Here is an 18,840-nt window from a genome sequence, read left to right on the forward strand (position 1 = left end):
TCCCTTCCTCTCCATTATGGACGCTTAGCTCAGCTGGGAGAGCACCTGCCTTACAAGCAGGGGGTCACAGGTTCGATCCCTGTAGCGTCCATTGGCGAAAGTCAAGAAACCGGCACGTCGGGATAAAGCGATGCCGACTTAGCTCAGTTGGTAGAGCACCGCTCTTGTAAAGCGGGGGTCGAAGGTTCGAGTCCTTTAGTCGGCATGATTCTGCGGAAGTAGTTCAGTGGTAGAACATCACCTTGCCATGGTGGGGGTCGCGGGTTCGAATCCCGTCTTCCGCTTGTATGCCGGCGTGGCGGAATAGGCAGACGCACAGGACTTAAAATCCTGCGATAGAGATATCGTACCGGTTCGATCCCGGTCGCCGGCATATATGCACCTATAGCGCAATTGGATAGAGCGTCTGACTACGAATCAGGAGGTTGCAGGTTCGACTCCTGCTAGGTGCATAGAGGTTGAAGGAATTCAAACTCTTTTTTTAAGTTTAAAGGGGCAGAAGCTCTCGTAGAACTTTTCGGGACGTAGCTCAGCTTGGTAGAGCACCTGGTTTGGGACCAGGGGGTCGCAGGTTCGAATCCTGTCGTCCCGATTGGCAAGGAAAATTGTCAAAGACGATCGCGGTGTAGCTCAGCTGGCTAGAGCGTCCGGTTCATACCCGGGAGGTCGAGGGTTCGATCCCCCCTGCCGCGATAGGCTCGAGATATAGGACCTTTAGCTCAGTTGGTTAGAGCAGACGGCTCATAACCGTCCGGTCGTTGGTTCGAGTCCAACAAGGTCCATGCAGGACGAGAGTCAAGCAAGAGATGATGGAGAATTACCCAAGTCTGGCTGAAGGGAACGGTCTTGAAAACCGTCAGGTCGAGAAATCGGCGCGTGGGTTCGAATCCCACATTCTCCTTAGGTAGAGATACCAAAATAATATTATCGCGGGATGGAGCAGTCTGGTAGCTCGTCGGGCCCATAACCCGAAGGTCGTAGGTTCAAATCCTGCTCCCGCAATTGGTCGCATGGTCTAGCTGGTTAGGACGCCTGCCTGTCACGCAGGAGATCGCGGGTTCGAGCCCCGCTGTGACCGTTTAGTATGGGGACATACTAAGATGGCTCTGTAGCTCAGTTGGTAGAGCATACGATTGAAGCTCGTAGTGTCGGCGGTTCGATTCCGTCCAGCGCCATAGATGTCTCAGGGCATCCAGTAAGAGATGCGAATGTAGTTCAATGGTAGAATTCCAGCCTTCCAAGCTGGCTATGCGGGTTCGATTCCCGTCATTCGCTTTTATGTTGAGAAGCATAAGAAGGGCCTGTAGCTCAGTTGGTTAGAGCACTGTGTTGATAACGCAGGGGTCACAGGTTCGAGTCCTGTCAGGCCCATGATGAAGGATGTTTCAATGGAAACATCCTTTTTTGTTTGCCTTTTCTTACTGTTTCCGTTACAATTAATACATAATTTAACTTACCATAAGTAGACTATTCTAGAAAGTTGTTGGGTGATGAAAAACAACCAGTTGAAATTCCAGTAAGTTCCAATAGTGGGTAATGCCACTCGGTTAGCTCCGTTATCAGGTGATAATAAGTGTTATTTGCTTTGGCATTAAAGTAGATAAAAACTGGGTGGTACCACGGAAGCGCGTTTTCGTCCCTATTCCTACAAGGTTTAGAGGGGAAACGCGTTTTTGTATACTATAGATATTATGGAGGATAAACTATGTTAGATATAAAATATTTACGGAAAAATGTGGCAGAGGCAACTCGCCGTTTACAGGATCGAGGCATCGAATCTGAGAAGTTAACGACATTATTAAGTTTGGATAAAGCGCGTCGTGAGGCGATACAACAGGTAGAAAGCCTAAAAGCTCAAAGAAATGAAGTCTCTGATAAAATTGCTTACGCGAAGCGTAATAAAACTGATGCTAGTGAGGCTATTCTTGCAATGCAAGAAGTCGGATCAAAGATCAAAGCACTGGATGCAAGACAAGCAAGTCTTGATATGGAAGTTAAAAATTTAGCAGCTCATCTTCCTAACTTAGCTGCGTCTGATGTGCCGGTAGGACCTGATGAAGCAGCAAATGTTGAACAACGTGTTTGGGAACCTAAGACATATGGCCAAAGATTGAAAGCACACCAAGAGGCACCAGAATGGTTAAAAGCACATTATGAGGTGGGCGAGACGCTTGGTATTTTAGATTTTGAAAGGGGTGCTAAGGTATCAGGTGCACGTTTTCTTTATTATGTGGGTGATGGCGCACGACTTGAGCGAGCTGTGTATAATTTCATGTTAGATGAGCACCGTCAAGAAGGCTACACTGAAATGATTACGCCAATTGTGGTTAATGATGCTGCGATGTTTGGCACCGGTCAATATCCTAAATTTCAAGACGATGCATATCGTGTTGAGGGACTTGAACAGACTTATATTCCGACTGCTGAAGTGCCATTAACTAATTATTATTCAGGGGAAACACTACCAGCTGAAGACTTGCCGATTAAATTTACAGCGTTATCACCATCATTTCGTAAAGAGGCAGGTGCTGCTGGTAAAGATACGCGTGGCTTAATTCGGTTACATCAATTCAATAAAGTTGAAATGGTGAAGTTTACTAAGCCTGAACAATCATATGAAGAGCTTGAAAGTATGACGGCCAATGCAGAAAATATTCTGCAGAAACTTGGGTTACCATATCATGTCATTCTGCTGTCAACCGGCGATATGGGATTTTCAGCAGCTAAAACATATGACGTTGAAGTTTGGATGCCACAACAACAAGTTTACCGAGAAATATCTTCTGTCTCAAATACGGAGGACTTTCAAGCGCGTCGCATGCATATCACATATCGCAATGAAGCAGGACAACTAGCTCTGGTTCATACGCTTAATGGTTCTGGCCTTGCTGTGGGAAGAACAGTAGCTGCTATATTAGAGAATTACCAAAATCCCGATGGTAGTGTGACAGTGCCTGAGGTGCTACGCCCTTATTTGGGTGGCCAAGATAAATTGATGGCAACGCCACATCATTAATGTACTAAAAGTCTGTATTTATCAGGCTTTTTTTGCTACAATTGACAGTAGACTATTGTGCGCTAAAACACACAAATTTATATTTCAGAGGAGAAACACACAACCTACTAGCGTTGTGTGCTAAAAATAATGGCAAATCCAATACGAAAACTAGTTGATAATTCAAAAAAACAACTAAAAAAATTAAATCATATTGCTGATAAAGTTGAGGACTACGCTGACGAGATGGCGGCTTTGTCTGATGAAGCACTTCAGGCCAAAACGCCGGTATTTAAAGAAAAAATTGCTGATGCTTTGCGTGATGTGACAGAGACAGATAAACAAAATAAAGTACTAGCAAAAACATTAGATGCACTCTTGCCGGAAGCATTTGCGGTTGCACGTGAAGCAGCAAAACGCGTGTTGGGATTGTATCCATTTCGCGTGCAGATCATGGGTGCTGCTGTTTTAAATGACGGTAACTTGGCTGAAATGCGAACGGGTGAAGGAAAAACATTGACGGCCACTATGGCGGTCTATTTGAACGCGCTAACAGGCCGTGGCGTACATGTAGTCACTGTAAACGACTATCTTTCCGCACGAGATGCCGAGCAAATGGGGCAGTTATATAATTGGTTAGGTCTATCTGTTGGGGTCAACGTAGGTGACGCGCCAGCTGAGGAAAAACGTGCTGCTTATGATGCAGATATCACGTACTCAACGAACTTTAATATTGGTTTTGATTATCTACGTGATAACATGGTGAGACGTGCTGAAGAACGTGTCATGCAGCGAGGTTTGAATTTTGCGTTAATTGATGAAGCTGATTCTATCTTGATTGATACAGCACGTACACCGTTGATTATTTCGGGACCAGGATCAGGTGTTTCTCAGTTGTATGGGCGTGCAGATCGTTTTGTAAAAACATTACAACAAGATGAAGACTACAAGATTGACGAAGAAGCAAAAACGACAATGCTCACCAACGATGGCATCCATAAAGGCGAAATTTTCTTTAATCTAGATAACCTTTATGATGCTGGAGATACAGCTTTAACACATCATATTGACCAAGCGTTACGTGCGAATTTCAATTATATCAATGATAAAGACTACGTTGTACAAGATGGTGAGGTCAAGTTAATTGACCAATCTACTGGACGTATTTCTGAAGGCACACGCCTATCTGACGGCTTGCATCAAGCAATTGAGGCTAAAGAGGGTGTTGAAATTCAAGAAGAAAACAAATCTATGGCACAAATCACGTACCAAAACTTGTTTAGAATGTATAAAAAGCTGTCTGGTATGACAGGAACAGCTAAGACTGAAGAAGAAGAGTTACGCGAAATTTATAATATGGAAGTCATTACTATTCCAACCAATCGGCCAATCAAACGAGTTGATTACCCTGATTTGCTATATCCATCTATTCGTGCTAAATATAATGCCGTTGTCAAATTAATCCAAGAATTACATGAAAAGGGTCAACCTATTCTTATTGGTACGGGATCAGTTGAGTCGTCAGAATTACTATCAAAAATTTTGATGGCACAAAATGTACCGCATAACGTACTTAACGCTAAAAATAATGCCAAAGAAGCTGAAATTATTGCTAACGCGGGGCAACGCGGGGCCGTGACAGTAGCGACGAACATGGCGGGTCGAGGCACTGATATTAAGCTTGGCCCTGGTGTAGCTGATTTGGGTGGTTTGGCAGTTATTGCTACAGAACGTCATGAGTCACGACGTATTGATAATCAATTGCGTGGTCGTGCAGGTCGTCAAGGTGATGATGGCTTCTCACAGTTTTTCTTATCACTAGAAGATGACTTGATGATTCGTTTTGGTGCGGAACGTATTAGAGCTGTTTGGGAACGGATGAATCTGGATGAAGAAGAGACGGTTATTAAAAATCGGTTAATTACACGTTCAGTTGAATCGGCTCAAAAGCGTGTGGAAGGCAATAACTATGATACACGTAAAAACGTTTTGCAATATGATGATGTGGTACGAGAACAACGTGAATTAATTTATCATCAACGAGATATCATCATTGATGAGTCACAATCATTGGATTGGGTTTTGATGCCAATGGTTTCACGTACGATCAATCGCGTAGTGACAGCACAAACAAAAAGTAAAAAGCCTTCAGAATGGCAGTTACAACAAATCATTGTCTTTGCGGAAAATGTGCTTGTCAACGAAGATGCGCTGACTGAAAATGATTTGTCTGGCTTTTCACGAGAAGATATTGAAGCGAAGTTATATGCCCTGGCAAAGGAAAACTACGCTAACAAAAAGCGGCAATTATATGAACCGGAGCAAATGTTAGAATTTGAGAAGGTTGTGATTTTGCGTGCTGTAGACCAACATTGGACAGATCATATTGACGCACTGGATCGTTTGCGTCAAGGGGTTGGTTTACGCGGCTACGGCCAGCTGAATCCGTTAATCGAATATCAGAATGAAGCTTTTGAAAACTTTAATAAGATGATTGCTGATGTGGAATATGATGCGACGCGTACATTTATGAAAGCTGAAATTCGTCAGAACTTGAAGGCGTAGTTTTTAGATTCCTTTATAGATAATGCAATAACAGGAGCGAGCCAAAGTGTTCGCTTTTATTTTGAGAGGGTAAAGACATGGAAATTATTGATGCTAAGCATGCGTTAGCAGACATACAAGAAAATATTGCGCGTTTTCAAGGCACTTTAGATCTAGAAGCGTTAACGGAAGAAATTGCCGATTTTGAAAACCGTATGACAGAACCTGGATTTTGGGATGATAATACAAAAGCGCAAAAAGTTATCGAAGAAAACAATGTGCTAAAGAATCGGCGCGACTCATTTTTGAATTTAACGAATCAGGCTGAAGAAATTGAAGTCTTAATTGATATGCTCGCTGAAGATCCTGGAGATGTTGATACAGCTACTGAATTGGCAGACAGCATTGCACAAGCCCAAAAAGATGTTGAGGCTTACAATCTGGAACAGTTACTAACGGAACCATACGACGCTAATAATGCCATTTTAGAAGTTCATCCTGGCTCGGGGGGAACAGAATCAACGGACTGGGGTGCAAACTTATATCGGATGTATACGCGTTGGGCTCAACAGCATGGCTTCCAAGTTGATGTGTTAGACTACCATGCTGGAGATGAAGCCGGCATTGATAGTGCGACAATAAAAATTACTGGGCATAATGCGTTTGGCTTTTTACGAAGTGAAAAAGGCGTACATCGTTTTGTTCGTATCTCACCTTTTGATTCAGCAGGCCGCCGTCATACTAGTTTTGTCAGTGTTGATGTGATGCCAGAGTTAGATGACACTATTGAAGTTGAAGTCCGCGACGATGATATTAAGATGGATGTCTTTCGTTCTGGTGGTGCTGGTGGGCAGAACGTCAATAAAGTTTCAACTGGTGTGCGCCTAACCCACGAACCAACAGGGATTGTTGTGTCATCAACAGTGGAACGAACACAGTACGGTAACCGTGATTACGCCATGAAGCTCTTGAAAAGTAAATTATACCAGCTCGAACTTGAGAAACAAGAGGCTGAGCGGGCTGCTTTAACTGGTGAAAAAATGGAAAATGGTTGGGGATCACAAATTCGTTCATACGTATTGCATCCTTACCAGATGGTTAAAGATCACCGAACAAATTATGAAACAAATCAACCACAGCAAGTATTAGATGGTGATTTGGACCCGTTCATTAATGCTTATTTACAATGGCAATTAAGCTTAAAAAATCCAAATTAAGGTCGAAACAATATGTTTCGGCTTTTTCCATTATCAAACATATTAGTTTCTAACAATAGTCTAATGCGTTATAATATAAGTCAACATTAGACATTAACTGCCTAAAAAATGGAGGGCATAACATGGATAACAAATATACATCAAGTGCACAGAATGTGCTGGTTTTGGCTCAAGAACAAGCAAAATATTTTAAACACCAGGCTGTAGGAACAGAGCACCTATTGTTAGCCTTAGCAATTGAAAAAGAAGGCATTGCAAGCAAAATTCTTGGCCAATTCAACGTGACCGATGATGATATTCGCGAGGAAATTGAACATTTTACCGGTTATGGCATGACATCGCGCTATGATAAAAATGTCTATTTACCCTATTCGCCAAAAGCTGGCGACATACTTCGTCAATCAGGCGAAGAATCACGCGCGCTAGCACAGACCCAAGTTGGTACAGAGCATGTGCTGTTAGCCTTATTACAGGATGAGAGTATCTTATCATCGCGTATTTTATTAGCGTTGGATGCCAATTTACAAGAAATGCGCCGAGCAATTTTGCGGAAACTTGGTGTCACCGATGTACGCAAGCAAATGAAGCAACGTGACAAACAGCAATCACAAGGGACACCAACCCTGGATAGTTTGGCACGTAACTTAACACAACGTGCTAAAGATAATAAAATGGATCCCATTATTGGGCGCTCAAAAGAGGTGCGTCGTGTTGTACAAATTTTGTCACGACGTACAAAAAATAATCCGGTATTGATTGGTGAACCAGGTGTTGGTAAAACAGCTATAGCTGAAGGTTTAGCGCAAAGAATTATTGCTAATGATGTTCCAGACACATTGAAAAATAAGCGATTGATGGCATTAGATATGGGCTCTCTGGTCGCTGGCACAAAGTACCGTGGTGAATTTGAAGATCGCTTGAAGAAAATTATTGAAGAGATTTATCAAGATGGACAGGTGATTCTGTTTATCGATGAGCTACATACTTTAATTGGTGCTGGCGGGGCTGAAGGGGCTATCGACGCTTCAAACATTTTAAAGCCAGCTTTAGCAAGAGGTGAATTACAGACCTTGGGCGCAACGACTTTTGATGAATATCAAAAATATGTCGAGTCGGATGCAGCCTTGGAGCGACGATTTGCGCCGGTGACGGTGGATGAGCCATCACAAGAAGATGCCATCAGTATTTTGAAGGGTATTCGTTCTAAATTTGAAAGTCATCATCAAGTAGCGATTGATGATGCTGCGATTATTGCTGCAGTAAAACTATCATCGCGGTATATTACAGACCGTTTTTTGCCTGATAAGGCGATTGATTTAATGGACGAAGCTGGTGCGAAGGTTCGTATTGATGCGATTAATCGGCCAAACCCAGTGAATAAAAACAAAGCCAAATTGGCTGAGACAGTTGCGGCTAAAGAAGCAGCAATTACTGCGCTTGATTTTGAAGGTGCAGCTAAATTGCGCACCGAAGAAGTACGCTTAAAAAAGCGTATCAATAAAGCTGAAGCAAAGTTGGCGGATGATACACAACAAAATTACCATCTTCACGTGACTGAAGAAGATATTGCAGAAGTAATTTCACAGCAAACGGGTGTACCGTTAACGCAACTGGAGAAAAATGAACAGCAGCGTTTAGTCAATTTAGAAGCTGTCCTTGGTCGACGTGTCATTGGTCAGAAAGCAGCGATTTCTGCTGTGGCACGTGCAATTCGTCGTGCACGTTCAGGCTTGAAAGACCCTAATCGGCCAATTGGTACTTTTATGTTTTTGGGTCCAACAGGTGTCGGTAAAACAGAGCTTGCTAAGGCATTAGCGGAAGCCATGTTTGGTAGTCAAGAAAATATGATTCGTATTGATATGTCGGAATATCAAGAACGTTGGTCAGCTTCTCGACTTGTAGGCTCAGCACCAGGTTACGTAGGATATGATGAAGGTGGACAGCTAACCGAACAAGTGAGAAACCATCCTTATTCCGTGGTGTTACTGGATGAAGCAGAAAAAGCGCACCAAGATATTTTTAATTTGATGCTACAAGTGTTTGACGATGGTTTTTTGACGGATTCAAAAGGTCGTAAAGTTGATTTTCGTAATACAATTATCATCATGACTTCTAACTTGGGGGCAACACGTTTGCGTGATGAAAAATCAGTTGGTTTTGGCGCAGTTGATTTGAAAAATAATCATGCTGCGATGGCTGAAAAAATTCGTGAGACGCTAAAAGAAACATTCCGTCCAGAATTTATTAATCGCTTGGATGAAGCGGTCGTATTTGAACCACTAACAAAAGATGAGTTACATCAAATTGTTAAATTAATGAGCCGCACAGTACTACAGCGCGTAGCAGAGCAAGGTATATCTGTTAAAATAACGCCTGCAGCGATTGATGTCGTTGCTAGTGCCGGATTTGATCCAGAGTATGGTGCACGACCAATTCGACGGGCTTTGCAGACAAAGATTGAAGACGTTTTGAGTGAAGAATTGTTGCGTGGTCAGATTACCACTGATACGACTGTGACGATTGGTGCGAAAAACGGGGATATTAGACTAAGCATTAAACCTATCGATAAAGTAGCAGCTAAAGCTTAAAAGCCATCACTTAACAAAATAAGTGATGGCTTTTTCACCGAGATTAGCAATGAGCCAGCCGGCTAATAAATAAGGCACAAAAGGCAGACGTGCTTGATTGACAAAGAGTAAGCCAGTAAGACCTAGTATTGTGGCAATTAACAATGTGTAAGCGAAAATCAGACTATCATTAATTAAGATAAAGCACAGCAGGATGGGGATGTCACCAAAACCAAGCTTGTGGCGATAAACTAAACAGAGACACACAGGGATGACGAGGCAAAAAACTGTTATTTTGTCCTCGAACTGATTGAAATGGCTGGTCATAAACAAATAAATGAGCCAAGGGTATAAAACGCCTATGTGTATCGTGTGGCTGTAGATATCTTCACACGATAGAAAAAATAGTAATACCGCAGTTATCCATACTGTAATATCAGAAAAAAGTGACCAACCAATTATTGCGCCAAGTAGTTCGATATGTGCATAGTGCATACCAAATTTAAATTGACAATGACGACAATGGCCATGTAACAAAATAGCAGATATAACCGGGATTAAGTCATACCAAGATAACTGATGTTGGCATCTAAAACAAAAGGAACGTTTAATACCTAGGGGTATGTTGTGATTTAAGCGCTCGGCAAGGCATAATATTGTAGAAGTTAGCACTGCGTTAAATAGAATAATTAATAGTGTTTGCATAAGGGATTAGACGGAAAAATAAGCGATGACTCATACAAAAGGATATAATCATTTGATGTGCTGATTCACTCTTGACATTAGTCTATAATCTGGTATTATATTGAACGTGCTTTTAAGTAATCTGTTCTGTGAAATCATCACAACGTGCTGAACGGCGCTGTAAAGGCAATTGTCAGCAGATTCCCAGTAAGCATTTTTGTTTAATTACAAAAATGACACACCTGGAACTGTGTAATTAATAAAAAATTTAAGGAGACCGTAGCATGCCTACAATTAACCAATTGGTTCGCAAGCCCCGTAAGTCAAATGCGACTAAGTCAAAGTCACCAGCTTTGAACTTCGGCTATAACTCAATGAAGAAGAAAGCAACAAATAACGTTGCACCACAAAAGCGTGGTGTTGCCACACGTGTTGGTACAATGACACCAAAGAAGCCTAACTCAGCTTTGCGTAAGTACGCTCGTGTGCGTCTTTCAAACTTGTATGAAGTTACTGCTTATATTCCAGGTATTGGTCACAACTTGCAAGAACACTCTGTTGTTTTGATTCGCGGTGGTCGTGTGAAGGATTTGCCTGGTGTGCGTTACCACATTATTCGTGGTGCATTGGATACAGCTGGTGTTGACGGACGTATGACATCACGTTCAAAGTACGGCACAAAGGCGCCAAAGAAGTAAGAAGGAGACTGACAAATGCCACGTAAAGGTTATACTAAGCGTCAGGAAGTTTTGCCTGACCCAATTTACAATTCAAAGCTCGTTTCACGTTTGATCAACAAGTTGATGCTTGATGGTAAGCGTGGAACTGCTTCAACAATCTTGTATGATGCTTTTGATCGTATCAAGGAAGCTACTGGTAACGAACCATTGGAAGTTTTCGAACAAGCCATGGAAAACATCATGCCTGTATTGGAAGTTAAGGCTCGCCGTGTTGGTGGATCTAACTATCAGGTGCCAATCGAAGTACGTCCTGACCGTCGTACAACATTGGGATTGCGTTGGTTAGTAAACTACTCACGTTTGCGTAACGAACACACAATGGATGAACGTTTAGCTAAAGAAATCATGGATGCAGCTAATGATACTGGTGCATCTGTTAAGAAGCGTGAAGATACGCATAAGATGGCTGAAGCTAACCGTGCATTCGCGCACTATCGTTGGTAAGGTTTTTGGCACAACCTTGTGTGTTGTGCTTAAATTAAACCATCATTTATTGGGATGCTAAATTTAATCGTTCACATCGCAATAAATAGTGTAAAATGACAGTAGATGGTAAAGCACTATTGGCTTTTACCATCAAAAAGCGAACACAATTCTGTGTCGCTTTTTGTTGCATATAGAACAAAACCAGGAGATAACTCACAATGGCAAAACGTGAATACCCACTAGAACGTACACGTAATATTGGTATCATGGCCCACATCGATGCGGGTAAGACAACAACCACGGAACGTATCTTGTATTACACAGGTAAAATTCACAAAATTGGTGAAACACACGATGGTGCTTCACAAATGGATTTCATGGAACAAGAAAAGGAACGTGGAATCACAATCCAATCAGCTGCCACAACAGCCGTATGGCACGGTTTCTTTGACCAATTCGTAAAGACGCCCTACCGTGTTAACATCATCGATACACCAGGTCACGTTGACTTTACAATTGAAGTTGAACGTGCTTTGCGTGTTTTGGATGGCGCTGTAGCTGTCTTGGATGGTGCTGCTGGTGTTGAACCACAAACTGAAACAGTTTGGCGTCAGGCAACGACTTATGACGTGCCACGTATCGTATTCGTCAACAAGATGGATAAGTTGGGTGCTGATTTTGCTATGTCAGTTGAATCAATGCATGAACGTTTGCAAGTTAATGCTGAAGCCATTCAATGGCCTATTGGCGCTGAAGATGAATTCGAAGCAGTAATTGATTTGATCACACAAGAAGCTTATTACCCAGTTGATGATTTGGGTGAAAAGTGGGAACCACGTGAAATTCCTGCGGAATTAAAAGAATTAGCGGAAGAAAAGCGTAATACTTTGATTGAAGCTGTTGCTGATGTTGATGATGATTTGATGGAAAAGTACCTTGAAGGTGAAGACATTTCTGTTGAAGAATTAAAGGCCGCAATTCGTCGCGCAACTTTGGCATTACAATTCTACCCAGTTCTTGCAGGTTCTGCCTATAAAGATAAGGGTGTTCAAATGATGTTGGATGCCGTTGTTGACTATTTGCCAGGACCTTTGGATGTTAAGCCATATGTTGCTAATGATCCAAAAACAGGTGAAGAAATTGACTTGATTGCTGATGATAGCAAGTCATTTGCTGCGTTGGCCTTTAAGATTATGACTGATCCATTCGTTGGTCGTTTGACATTTATGCGTGTTTATACTGGTACTTTGCAATCAGGTTCATACGTACAAAACACATCTTCTGACACGCGTGAACGTGTTGGTCGTTTGCTACAAATGCACGCCACATCACGTACAGAAATTGATGAAGTTTTCTCAGGTGATATTGCAGCAGCTATCGGTTTGAAGAATACAACAACTGGTGATTCTTTGACAGCCGTTGATCATCAATTGATTCTTGAATCAATGGAATTCCCAGAACCAGTTATTGAATTGGCTATCGAACCAAAGACGAAGGCTGATCAAGACAAATTGTCTAATGCTATTCAAAAGTTAGCCGAAGAAGATCCATCATTCCGTGCGACAACAAACCCTGAAACTGGTGATACATTAATCGCTGGAATGGGTGAATTGCAATTGGATATCATGGTTGATCGTATGCGCCGTGAATTTAACGTTGAAGCAACAGTCGGTGCACCTCAAGTTGCCTACCGTGAAGCCTTTACACAAACAGTGCAGGCGCGTGGTTACTTCAAGCGCCAATCTGGTGGTAAGGGACAATATGGTGATGTTTACATCGAATTCTCACCAAACGAAGAAGGCGCTGGATTTGAATTCGAAGACGCTATCGTTGGTGGCGTTGTGCCACGTGAATATATCCCATCAGTTGAAGCAGGTTTGAAGGATGCTTTGAACGCTGGCCCATTGGCTGGCTTCCCATTAGTTGATTTGAAGGCTAAGTTGTATGATGGTTCATACCACGATGTCGATTCATCTGAAGCTGCCTTTAAGATTGCTGCGTCATTAGCTTTGAAAGAGGCTGCCAAGACTGCCGGTGCAGTTATTCTTGAACCAATCATGGCGGTTGATATTGTTGCACCTGAAGACAATCTTGGTGATGTTATGGGACACGTCTCAGCACGCCGTGGTATGATTGAAGGTCAAGAATCTCGTGGACCTGTTTTGGCTGTTAAGGCTAAGGTGCCTTTGTCAGAAATGTTTGGTTATGCAACAACTTTGCGTTCTGCAACACAAGGTCGTGGTACATTCCAAATGGTATTTGATCACTATGAAGCTGTTCCTAAGAACATTCAAGAAGAAATTATCAAAAACAGCGGTAAAGAAGCTTAATTCTCAACTTCTTAAAACCAATGTGATTAACTGACAGATGGTTCAGTATAAACGGCGTCACTCTACTCAGAGTGGTGCCGTTTTATTTTAAGTATATTGAGGCTTAATATGAAAAAAGAATATAGTCATTATTTAGTACCAGGAATTATTGTTGTTGGCATGGTATTACGGCTCCCATTTACTTCAATACCGCCTATTATAAGCAATATTGCTAAAGCACAACATGTGCCTGTTGGACAATTAGGTATTTTAACGACCATTCCACTTCTAGCATTTGCATTATTTTCATCTATAGCACCTAAAGTAGCACAAAAATTAGGTTTGGAAAGAGCTTTCTCACTAATGCTCTGTGTCATGATTGTTGGCTCAGTACTTAGGATTATTGATACTACCTTTCTTTACATTGGAACATTGATTGTTGGTATTGGTATTGCACACATGAATGTTTTATTGCCAAGCGTTGTGCGAACTTATTTTCCAACACGTCTTGGATCGATGACTTCCCTATTTACGTTTAGTATGATGTTGGCGACAGCCGTTGGCGCCGGATTAGCGGCACCAATTACTATGGCAACTAATTGGCGCATATTTATTTTGCTACTCACTGTATTGCTCGTGATAGCATTGCTGATATGGTTGCCAAATGATTACTTTGCGGCAAAACAAAGAATAATGAATAAATTAACAGTACCGGTGGACATAAAAGATGAGCAACCATCAGTTTGGCGTAATAAATATGCTTGGCTCTTACTTTTTTTTGCTGGTATGCAATCTGCGATGTTTTATATATTAATGGCTTGGGGACCAACGATGGCGGTGCAAACAGGTATATCAACAGCCGTAGCTGGTATATTTGCTGGAATTAATGCTTTAATTGGATTACCCTTTGCGTTAACAGTACCAACAATTGTTTCGCGATTAAATGGCAAGCAGCGCCAGTTATTAGTTGGCATGACATCGCTTGTTGGCATCTTGGGTTATCTATTATTGCTTCACCCTGTAGGAAATTTTTGGTACTGGCTAATCGTTAACCTGATGATTGGTGGGAGCACATCCGTACTTTTTCCTTATCTAATGACGACGTTAAGCTTGAAGACGAGCTCACCAAAAGCAACAGCAGTATTATCTGGTATGACACAGAGTGGCGGCTATTTATTGGCAGCTTTGGGACCAGTTTTATTTGGTTATGCATATAATTGGTTTAAGAGTTGGCAACCACAATTAGTGGTTGTATTGTTCTTATTTATCTTGATGACTATTGCAATTATTACGGTTGAGAAACAAAATAAAATATTGTGAGAAAAAAGCATGTCACGCGTGAAGTGGCATGCTTTTCTTGTTACAATATATCTATTGACTAAAAGTGAGGGTTGGGAATTGACTAACACATCAACACCAATTATTGAATTTAAAAATGTTGGCTTATCATATGATGATAACGAGGTACTTAAGAATATTGATTTGTCTTTGGAAGCAGGCAAATTTTATACGTTATTAGGACCATCGGGATCGGGAAAGACAACCATATTAAACTTAATCTCTGGGCAATTAACCGCGACACATGGTGACATTTTATTTGAAGGCAACATTATTAATGATGTGCCTGTCGAAAAACGTAATATGAATACGGTATTTCAAGATTACGGCTTATTTCCAAATATGAATGTTTTTGATAACGTGGCATTTGGTCCGACAATTAAGCGTATGAGCAAGACCGACATCAATGCAAAAGTTACCGAAATGCTGGATTTGGTTAAATTAAGCGACTATGCTGATCGAGAAATTAACGAGCTGTCGGGCGGACAACGCCAACGTGTGGCTATTGCAAGAGCGTTAGCAAACGATCCAGAGGTATTGCTCTTAGATGAACCATTGTCAGCTTTAGATTATAAATTGCGCAAGGACATGCAATATGAATTACGGGAAATCCAACAACGTTTGGGCATTACTTTTGTCTTTGTGACACACGATCAAGAAGAAGCACTGGCTATGTCTGATTGGATTTTTGTGATGAATGATGGGGTTATTCAACAGAATGGATCACCAGAAGATATTTATGATGAACCAATTAATCATTTTGTTGCTGATTTTATAGGCGAATCTAATATACTAGATGGCATCATGAAGACCGATTATTTAGTGCACTTTACCGGTAAAGATTTTGAGAACGTTGATGCGGGGATGCGGCCTAACGAACGTGTCGAAGTTGTTTTGCGACCGGAAGACTTAGATCTTACAACCATTGAGAATGGCAAACTAGTCGTCACAATTGATGACCAATCGTTCCGAGGGGATTACTACGAAATTACTGCGTTAGATGATGATGGGAATGAGTGGCAGGTACAGGCAACCAACAAAGCGGAAATTGGGGAACGCGTAGGGTTAACGTTCGATCCTGAAGATATTCATATTATGCGATTTAATGAGTCGGAAGATGATTTTGATGCCCGTCTGGAAAGTTATGAGGATGATGCTGATGATGCCAAAGAGTAAGCGTCAACGACAATTCTTTTATATTATTCCCTATGGGATATGGTTAGTTCTGTTCGTTATTGCTCCATTAGTGTTGTTAGTGTTTCAATCTTTAACAACACCAACAGGTCACTTTACATTGCATAACTATGCGATTTATTTTGCTAGTGGTACTTACTTGCGGATGACATTTAATTCGGTGTGGTATGCGTTTTTGATTACAGTAGTGACCTTAATTGTGAGTTATCCAATGGCTTATTTGCTAAATCAATTAAAACAAAAACAATTTTGGCTGCTGCTCATTATTTTACCAACGTGGATTAATTTACTGTTGAAAACATATGCGTTTATTGGTTTGTTATCCAAATCAGGCACGGTTAATAATTTTATTGGTTTGTGGGGGGTTGTACCACAGCAACTCTTATTTTCGGATTGGAGTTTCTTATTAGTCGCAGCATATATTGAGATACCGTTTATGATTTTACCTATCTTTAACTCATTGGCTGAAATCAATCCACGATTAGAACAAGCTAGCCGAGATTTAGGTGCTAATCGCTGGCAAACGTTGCGACGTGTGATTGTGCCATTATCGATGCCGGGGGTCAAAGCCGGTATTCAAGCGGTATTTATCCCGAGTTTGTCACTATTTATGATTACGCGTTTGATTGGTGGTAATCGTGTTATTACTTTAGGAACAGCCATCGAAGAACACTTTTTAGTGACGCAGAACTGGCAACTGGGCTCTACAATTGGCGTTGTGTTAATTGTGGCAATGGTTATCACAATGATTTTGACACGTGATCGTGCACGCCGCTCTGCTAGAAAGGGAAGATAAACCAATGATGAAAAAAATCAAATGGGGTAATTTATATCTTTGGCTGATGTTTGTTGTGTTATATTTACCCATCATATTTTTAATTACTTATTCTTTTAATGCCGGCAAAGTTATGCAAGGGTGGTCGGGTTTTTCGCTGAAACACTATGGTGAGTTATTTGCAGATACGCGTATTTTGGAAATTGTTGTGAATACTTTTTTAGTTGCTTTATTGTCGTCATTGCTATCTAGTGTTATTGGGACAGCAGGGGCATTGTACATTTATAATATTAAGCATGCACTGACTAAAAATGTCTTCTTATCTTTGAATAATATCTTATTAGTTTCACCGGATGTGATTATCGGTGCAGCGTTTTTAATTCTTTTCACGGTTATGGGTTTCTCACTGGGCTTTACTTCGGTACTTTTGTCACACATTGCGTTTAGCATTCCGATTGTCGTCTTGATGGTATTACCACGGCTGCAAGAAATGAATCGCTCGCTAGTTGCCTCAGCTAAGGATTTAGGTGCTAATAATTGGCAAATGTTAACACGTGTGATATTACCAGTTATTTCACCAGGCATTTTTGCCGGTTTCTTTATGGCTTTTACCTATTCCTTGGATGATTTTGCTGTGACTTTCTTTGTGACTGGCAATGGGTTCTCGACGCTTTCTGTAGAAATCTATTCGCGTGCACGTCAAGGTGTTAGTCTAGAAATCAACGCTTTATCGGCGATGATGTTTATGGTGTCGTTAGCACTGGTGTTAATTTATTATGTGATTTCAACACGTGCCGCTAAAAGCAAAAAACAAGGCACTAGATTAGTTTTACCGGCATCGGAGGGGTTATAGTATGAAAAAGCTTATCACAGGTATTTCAGCTATTTTAGTACTTGTTGTCCTGCTGTTTGGAACGCAACGTTATTTGGCGTCTCAGACAGGTACCGGAGAATCTTCTGATAAAGTGTTAAATTTATACAATTGGGGCGATTACCTTGATCCTGATTTGATTACTAAATTTACTAAAGAAACTGGTTACAAGGTCAGCTATGAAACTTTTGATTCAAACGAAGCGATGTACACGAAGATTAAGCAAGGGGGGACGTCATACGATTTAACAGTACCTTCTGACTACATGATCAAAAAAATGAAGCGTGAGAACTTATTGTTGCCTTTAGACCATAGTAAGCTGACAGGTATCAATAATTACGATACGCGTTTCATGAATCAAACATTTGATAAAAATAACAAGTATTCATTACCGTATTTCTGGGGTACTTTAGGCATTATTTATAATGATAAATATGTCAAGCCTCAGGATGTTCAACACTGGGACGATTTGTGGGCGCCTAAATTCAAAAACCAAATCATGCTAGTTGATTCGGCCAGAGATGCTTTGGCTATGGCTTTAATTACACAGAATAAATCAGTCAATGATAAGTCAACAGCCGACTTGGCTGCAGCCCAAGCTAAATTGACCACGCTAATGCCTAATATAAAAGCAATTATAGCTGATGAGATTAAAATGTATATGGCGCAAAATGAAGCTGCTATTGCTGTAACCTATTCAGGGGAAGCTTCTCAAGCAATGGGCAACAATAGTCATTTGCACTATGTTGTGCCCAGTGAAGGTTCTAACCTATGGTTTGATAATATCGTGATGCCAAAAACAGCAAAACATAAAGCAGCCGCCTATGCGTTTCTTAATTTTATGAGTGAACCGAAAAACGCTGCCCAAAATGCAACGTATGTTGGATATGCTACACCGAATAAGCGTGCGATGCCATTCTTATCGGAAGCAGTTCGTCATGATAAACAGTTCTATCCTGATAAGAAAACATTAGATAATCTTCAGGTATATGATGACTTAGGTCAACGATGGACCGAAAAATATAATGATGCCTTCTTAGAATTTAAAATGTCGCAGAGATAACCTTAAAAAACCAATGATGATTGATTGGTTTTTTTTTTATTGCCCAACAGCACAAATTAATTTAAAAAAGGGTTGCTATGGCGCTGTTAATCTGTTAATATAGTTAAGTACGCTTTT

General features: G+C 41.1%; 13 protein-coding genes and 14 tRNA genes. 26 read left to right on the top strand and 1 reads right to left on the bottom strand.

Translation table 11 applies throughout. The features are described from left to right. Positions 1-18: 18 nt before the first annotated feature. From C5L21_RS01700 to C5L21_RS01785, 18 genes are all read left to right on the top strand, one after another. Positions 19-91, top strand: a tRNA-Val gene (locus C5L21_RS01700). Positions 92-132: 41 nt separating this feature from the next. Beyond that, positions 133-205, top strand: a tRNA-Thr gene (locus C5L21_RS01705). 7 nt (positions 206-212) lie between these two features. Beyond that, positions 213-284: transfer RNA gene (locus tag C5L21_RS01710), tRNA-Gly, on the top strand. A 5-nt stretch (positions 285-289) separates the two neighbouring features. Continuing rightward, positions 290-373: transfer RNA gene (locus C5L21_RS01715), tRNA-Leu, on the top strand. 5 nt (positions 374-378) lie between these two features. Further along, positions 379-452 (top strand) — tRNA-Arg (locus tag C5L21_RS01720). Positions 453-518: 66 nt separating this feature from the next. Next, positions 519-592, top strand: a tRNA-Pro gene (locus tag C5L21_RS01725). A gap of 27 nt (positions 593-619) precedes the next feature. After that, positions 620-693 (top strand) — tRNA-Met (locus C5L21_RS01730). A gap of 15 nt (positions 694-708) precedes the next feature. Beyond that, positions 709-782: transfer RNA gene (locus tag C5L21_RS01735), tRNA-Ile, on the top strand. Positions 783-811: 29 nt separating this feature from the next. Then, positions 812-901: transfer RNA gene (locus tag C5L21_RS01740), tRNA-Ser, on the top strand. Between the two features lie 27 nt (positions 902-928). Beyond that, positions 929-1,002, top strand: a tRNA-Met gene (locus tag C5L21_RS01745). A gap of 2 nt (positions 1,003-1,004) precedes the next feature. Then, positions 1,005-1,078, top strand: a tRNA-Asp gene (locus C5L21_RS01750). A gap of 24 nt (positions 1,079-1,102) precedes the next feature. Beyond that, positions 1,103-1,175: transfer RNA gene (locus tag C5L21_RS01755), tRNA-Phe, on the top strand. A gap of 29 nt (positions 1,176-1,204) precedes the next feature. Next, positions 1,205-1,275, top strand: a tRNA-Gly gene (locus tag C5L21_RS01760). Between the two features lie 22 nt (positions 1,276-1,297). Next, positions 1,298-1,371 (top strand) — tRNA-Ile (locus tag C5L21_RS01765). 334 nt (positions 1,372-1,705) lie between these two features. Further along, positions 1,706-3,016: a serine--tRNA ligase gene (serS, locus tag C5L21_RS01770; protein WP_133285993.1), complete on the top strand. Its 1,311-nt coding sequence runs from the start codon at positions 1,706-1,708 to the stop codon at positions 3,014-3,016. 129 nt (positions 3,017-3,145) lie between these two features. Continuing rightward, positions 3,146-5,560, top strand: coding sequence for a preprotein translocase subunit SecA (gene secA, locus C5L21_RS01775; RefSeq protein WP_085699695.1), 2,415 nt, complete (start codon positions 3,146-3,148; stop codon positions 5,558-5,560). A 77-nt stretch (positions 5,561-5,637) separates the two neighbouring features. Further along, the gene (gene prfB, locus C5L21_RS01780) at positions 5,638-6,756 is read left to right on the top strand and encodes a peptide chain release factor 2 (protein WP_004899481.1); all 1,119 of its coding nucleotides are present in this window, start codon (positions 5,638-5,640) and stop codon (positions 6,754-6,756) included. Positions 6,757-6,878: 122 nt separating this feature from the next. Then, complete coding sequence (locus C5L21_RS01785; RefSeq protein WP_004909195.1) at positions 6,879-9,344, top strand: ATP-dependent Clp protease ATP-binding subunit; 2,466 nt, start codon at positions 6,879-6,881, stop codon at positions 9,342-9,344. A 6-nt stretch (positions 9,345-9,350) separates the two neighbouring features. On the opposite strand, the gene C5L21_RS01790 is transcribed toward C5L21_RS01785, so the two are convergent. Beyond that, the gene (locus tag C5L21_RS01790) at positions 9,351-10,028 is read right to left on the bottom strand and encodes a prepilin peptidase (protein ID WP_012305436.1); all 678 of its coding nucleotides are present in this window, start codon (positions 10,026-10,028) and stop codon (positions 9,351-9,353) included. Between the two features lie 263 nt (positions 10,029-10,291). Between C5L21_RS01790 and rpsL the strand changes: the two genes are divergently transcribed. The 8 genes from rpsL to C5L21_RS01830 all read left to right on the top strand — a co-directional run bounded on the left by rpsL (position 10,292) and on the right by C5L21_RS01830 (position 18,723). Continuing rightward, positions 10,292-10,705 (top strand): 30S ribosomal protein S12, encoded by a 414-nt coding sequence (gene rpsL / locus C5L21_RS01795; protein ID WP_004899477.1) that lies wholly within the window; start codon positions 10,292-10,294, stop codon positions 10,703-10,705. A gap of 15 nt (positions 10,706-10,720) precedes the next feature. Next, positions 10,721-11,191, top strand: coding sequence for a 30S ribosomal protein S7 (rpsG, locus tag C5L21_RS01800; protein ID WP_004899475.1), 471 nt, complete (start codon positions 10,721-10,723; stop codon positions 11,189-11,191). Positions 11,192-11,391: 200 nt separating this feature from the next. Then, entirely contained in the window at positions 11,392-13,503 is a 2,112-nt protein-coding gene (fusA, locus tag C5L21_RS01805) for an elongation factor G (RefSeq protein ID WP_085699511.1), read from the top strand. A 108-nt stretch (positions 13,504-13,611) separates the two neighbouring features. Next, positions 13,612-14,802, top strand: a complete 1,191-nt coding sequence (locus C5L21_RS01810; RefSeq protein ID WP_004899472.1) for an MFS transporter — start codon at positions 13,612-13,614, stop codon at positions 14,800-14,802. 78 nt (positions 14,803-14,880) lie between these two features. Then, complete coding sequence (locus C5L21_RS01815; RefSeq protein ID WP_176606029.1) at positions 14,881-15,996, top strand: ABC transporter ATP-binding protein; 1,116 nt, start codon at positions 14,881-14,883, stop codon at positions 15,994-15,996. Beyond that, complete coding sequence (locus C5L21_RS01820) at positions 15,983-16,810, top strand: ABC transporter permease (RefSeq protein ID WP_133286082.1); 828 nt, start codon at positions 15,983-15,985, stop codon at positions 16,808-16,810. The genes C5L21_RS01815 and C5L21_RS01820 overlap by 14 nt, the downstream gene beginning before the upstream one ends. A 4-nt stretch (positions 16,811-16,814) precedes the next feature. After that, the gene (locus C5L21_RS01825; protein WP_004904441.1) at positions 16,815-17,642 is read left to right on the top strand and encodes an ABC transporter permease; all 828 of its coding nucleotides are present in this window, start codon (positions 16,815-16,817) and stop codon (positions 17,640-17,642) included. A gap of 1 nt (position 17,643) precedes the next feature. Continuing rightward, the gene (locus C5L21_RS01830) at positions 17,644-18,723 is read left to right on the top strand and encodes an ABC transporter substrate-binding protein (RefSeq protein ID WP_004899466.1); all 1,080 of its coding nucleotides are present in this window, start codon (positions 17,644-17,646) and stop codon (positions 18,721-18,723) included. The last annotated feature ends 117 nt before the right edge of the window (positions 18,724-18,840 follow it).

Origin of the sequence: Leuconostoc citreum (assembly GCF_004354555.1) — a bacterium.
GTDB classification, from domain to species: domain Bacteria; phylum Bacillota; class Bacilli; order Lactobacillales; family Lactobacillaceae; genus Leuconostoc; species Leuconostoc citreum.

Excerpts from the sequence above, each read along its gene's own strand:
- serS (WP_133285993.1), top strand. The coding sequence starts at position 1,706 with ATGTTAGATATAAAATATTTACGGAAAAATGTGGCAGAGGCAACTCGC.
- secA (WP_085699695.1), top strand. The coding sequence starts at position 3,146 with ATGGCAAATCCAATACGAAAACTAGTTGATAATTCAAAAAAACAACTA.
- prfB (WP_004899481.1), top strand. The coding sequence starts at position 5,638 with ATGGAAATTATTGATGCTAAGCATGCGTTAGCAGACATACAAGAAAAT.
- C5L21_RS01785 (WP_004909195.1), top strand. The coding sequence starts at position 6,879 with ATGGATAACAAATATACATCAAGTGCACAGAATGTGCTGGTTTTGGCT.
- C5L21_RS01790 (WP_012305436.1), bottom strand. The coding sequence starts at position 10,028 with ATGCAAACACTATTAATTATTCTATTTAACGCAGTGCTAACTTCTACA.
- rpsL (WP_004899477.1), top strand. The coding sequence starts at position 10,292 with ATGCCTACAATTAACCAATTGGTTCGCAAGCCCCGTAAGTCAAATGCG.
- rpsG (WP_004899475.1), top strand. The coding sequence starts at position 10,721 with ATGCCACGTAAAGGTTATACTAAGCGTCAGGAAGTTTTGCCTGACCCA.
- fusA (WP_085699511.1), top strand. The coding sequence starts at position 11,392 with ATGGCAAAACGTGAATACCCACTAGAACGTACACGTAATATTGGTATC.
- C5L21_RS01810 (WP_004899472.1), top strand. The coding sequence starts at position 13,612 with ATGAAAAAAGAATATAGTCATTATTTAGTACCAGGAATTATTGTTGTT.
- C5L21_RS01820 (WP_133286082.1), top strand. The coding sequence starts at position 15,983 with ATGCCAAAGAGTAAGCGTCAACGACAATTCTTTTATATTATTCCCTAT.
- C5L21_RS01825 (WP_004904441.1), top strand. The coding sequence starts at position 16,815 with ATGATGAAAAAAATCAAATGGGGTAATTTATATCTTTGGCTGATGTTT.
- C5L21_RS01830 (WP_004899466.1), top strand. The coding sequence starts at position 17,644 with ATGAAAAAGCTTATCACAGGTATTTCAGCTATTTTAGTACTTGTTGTC.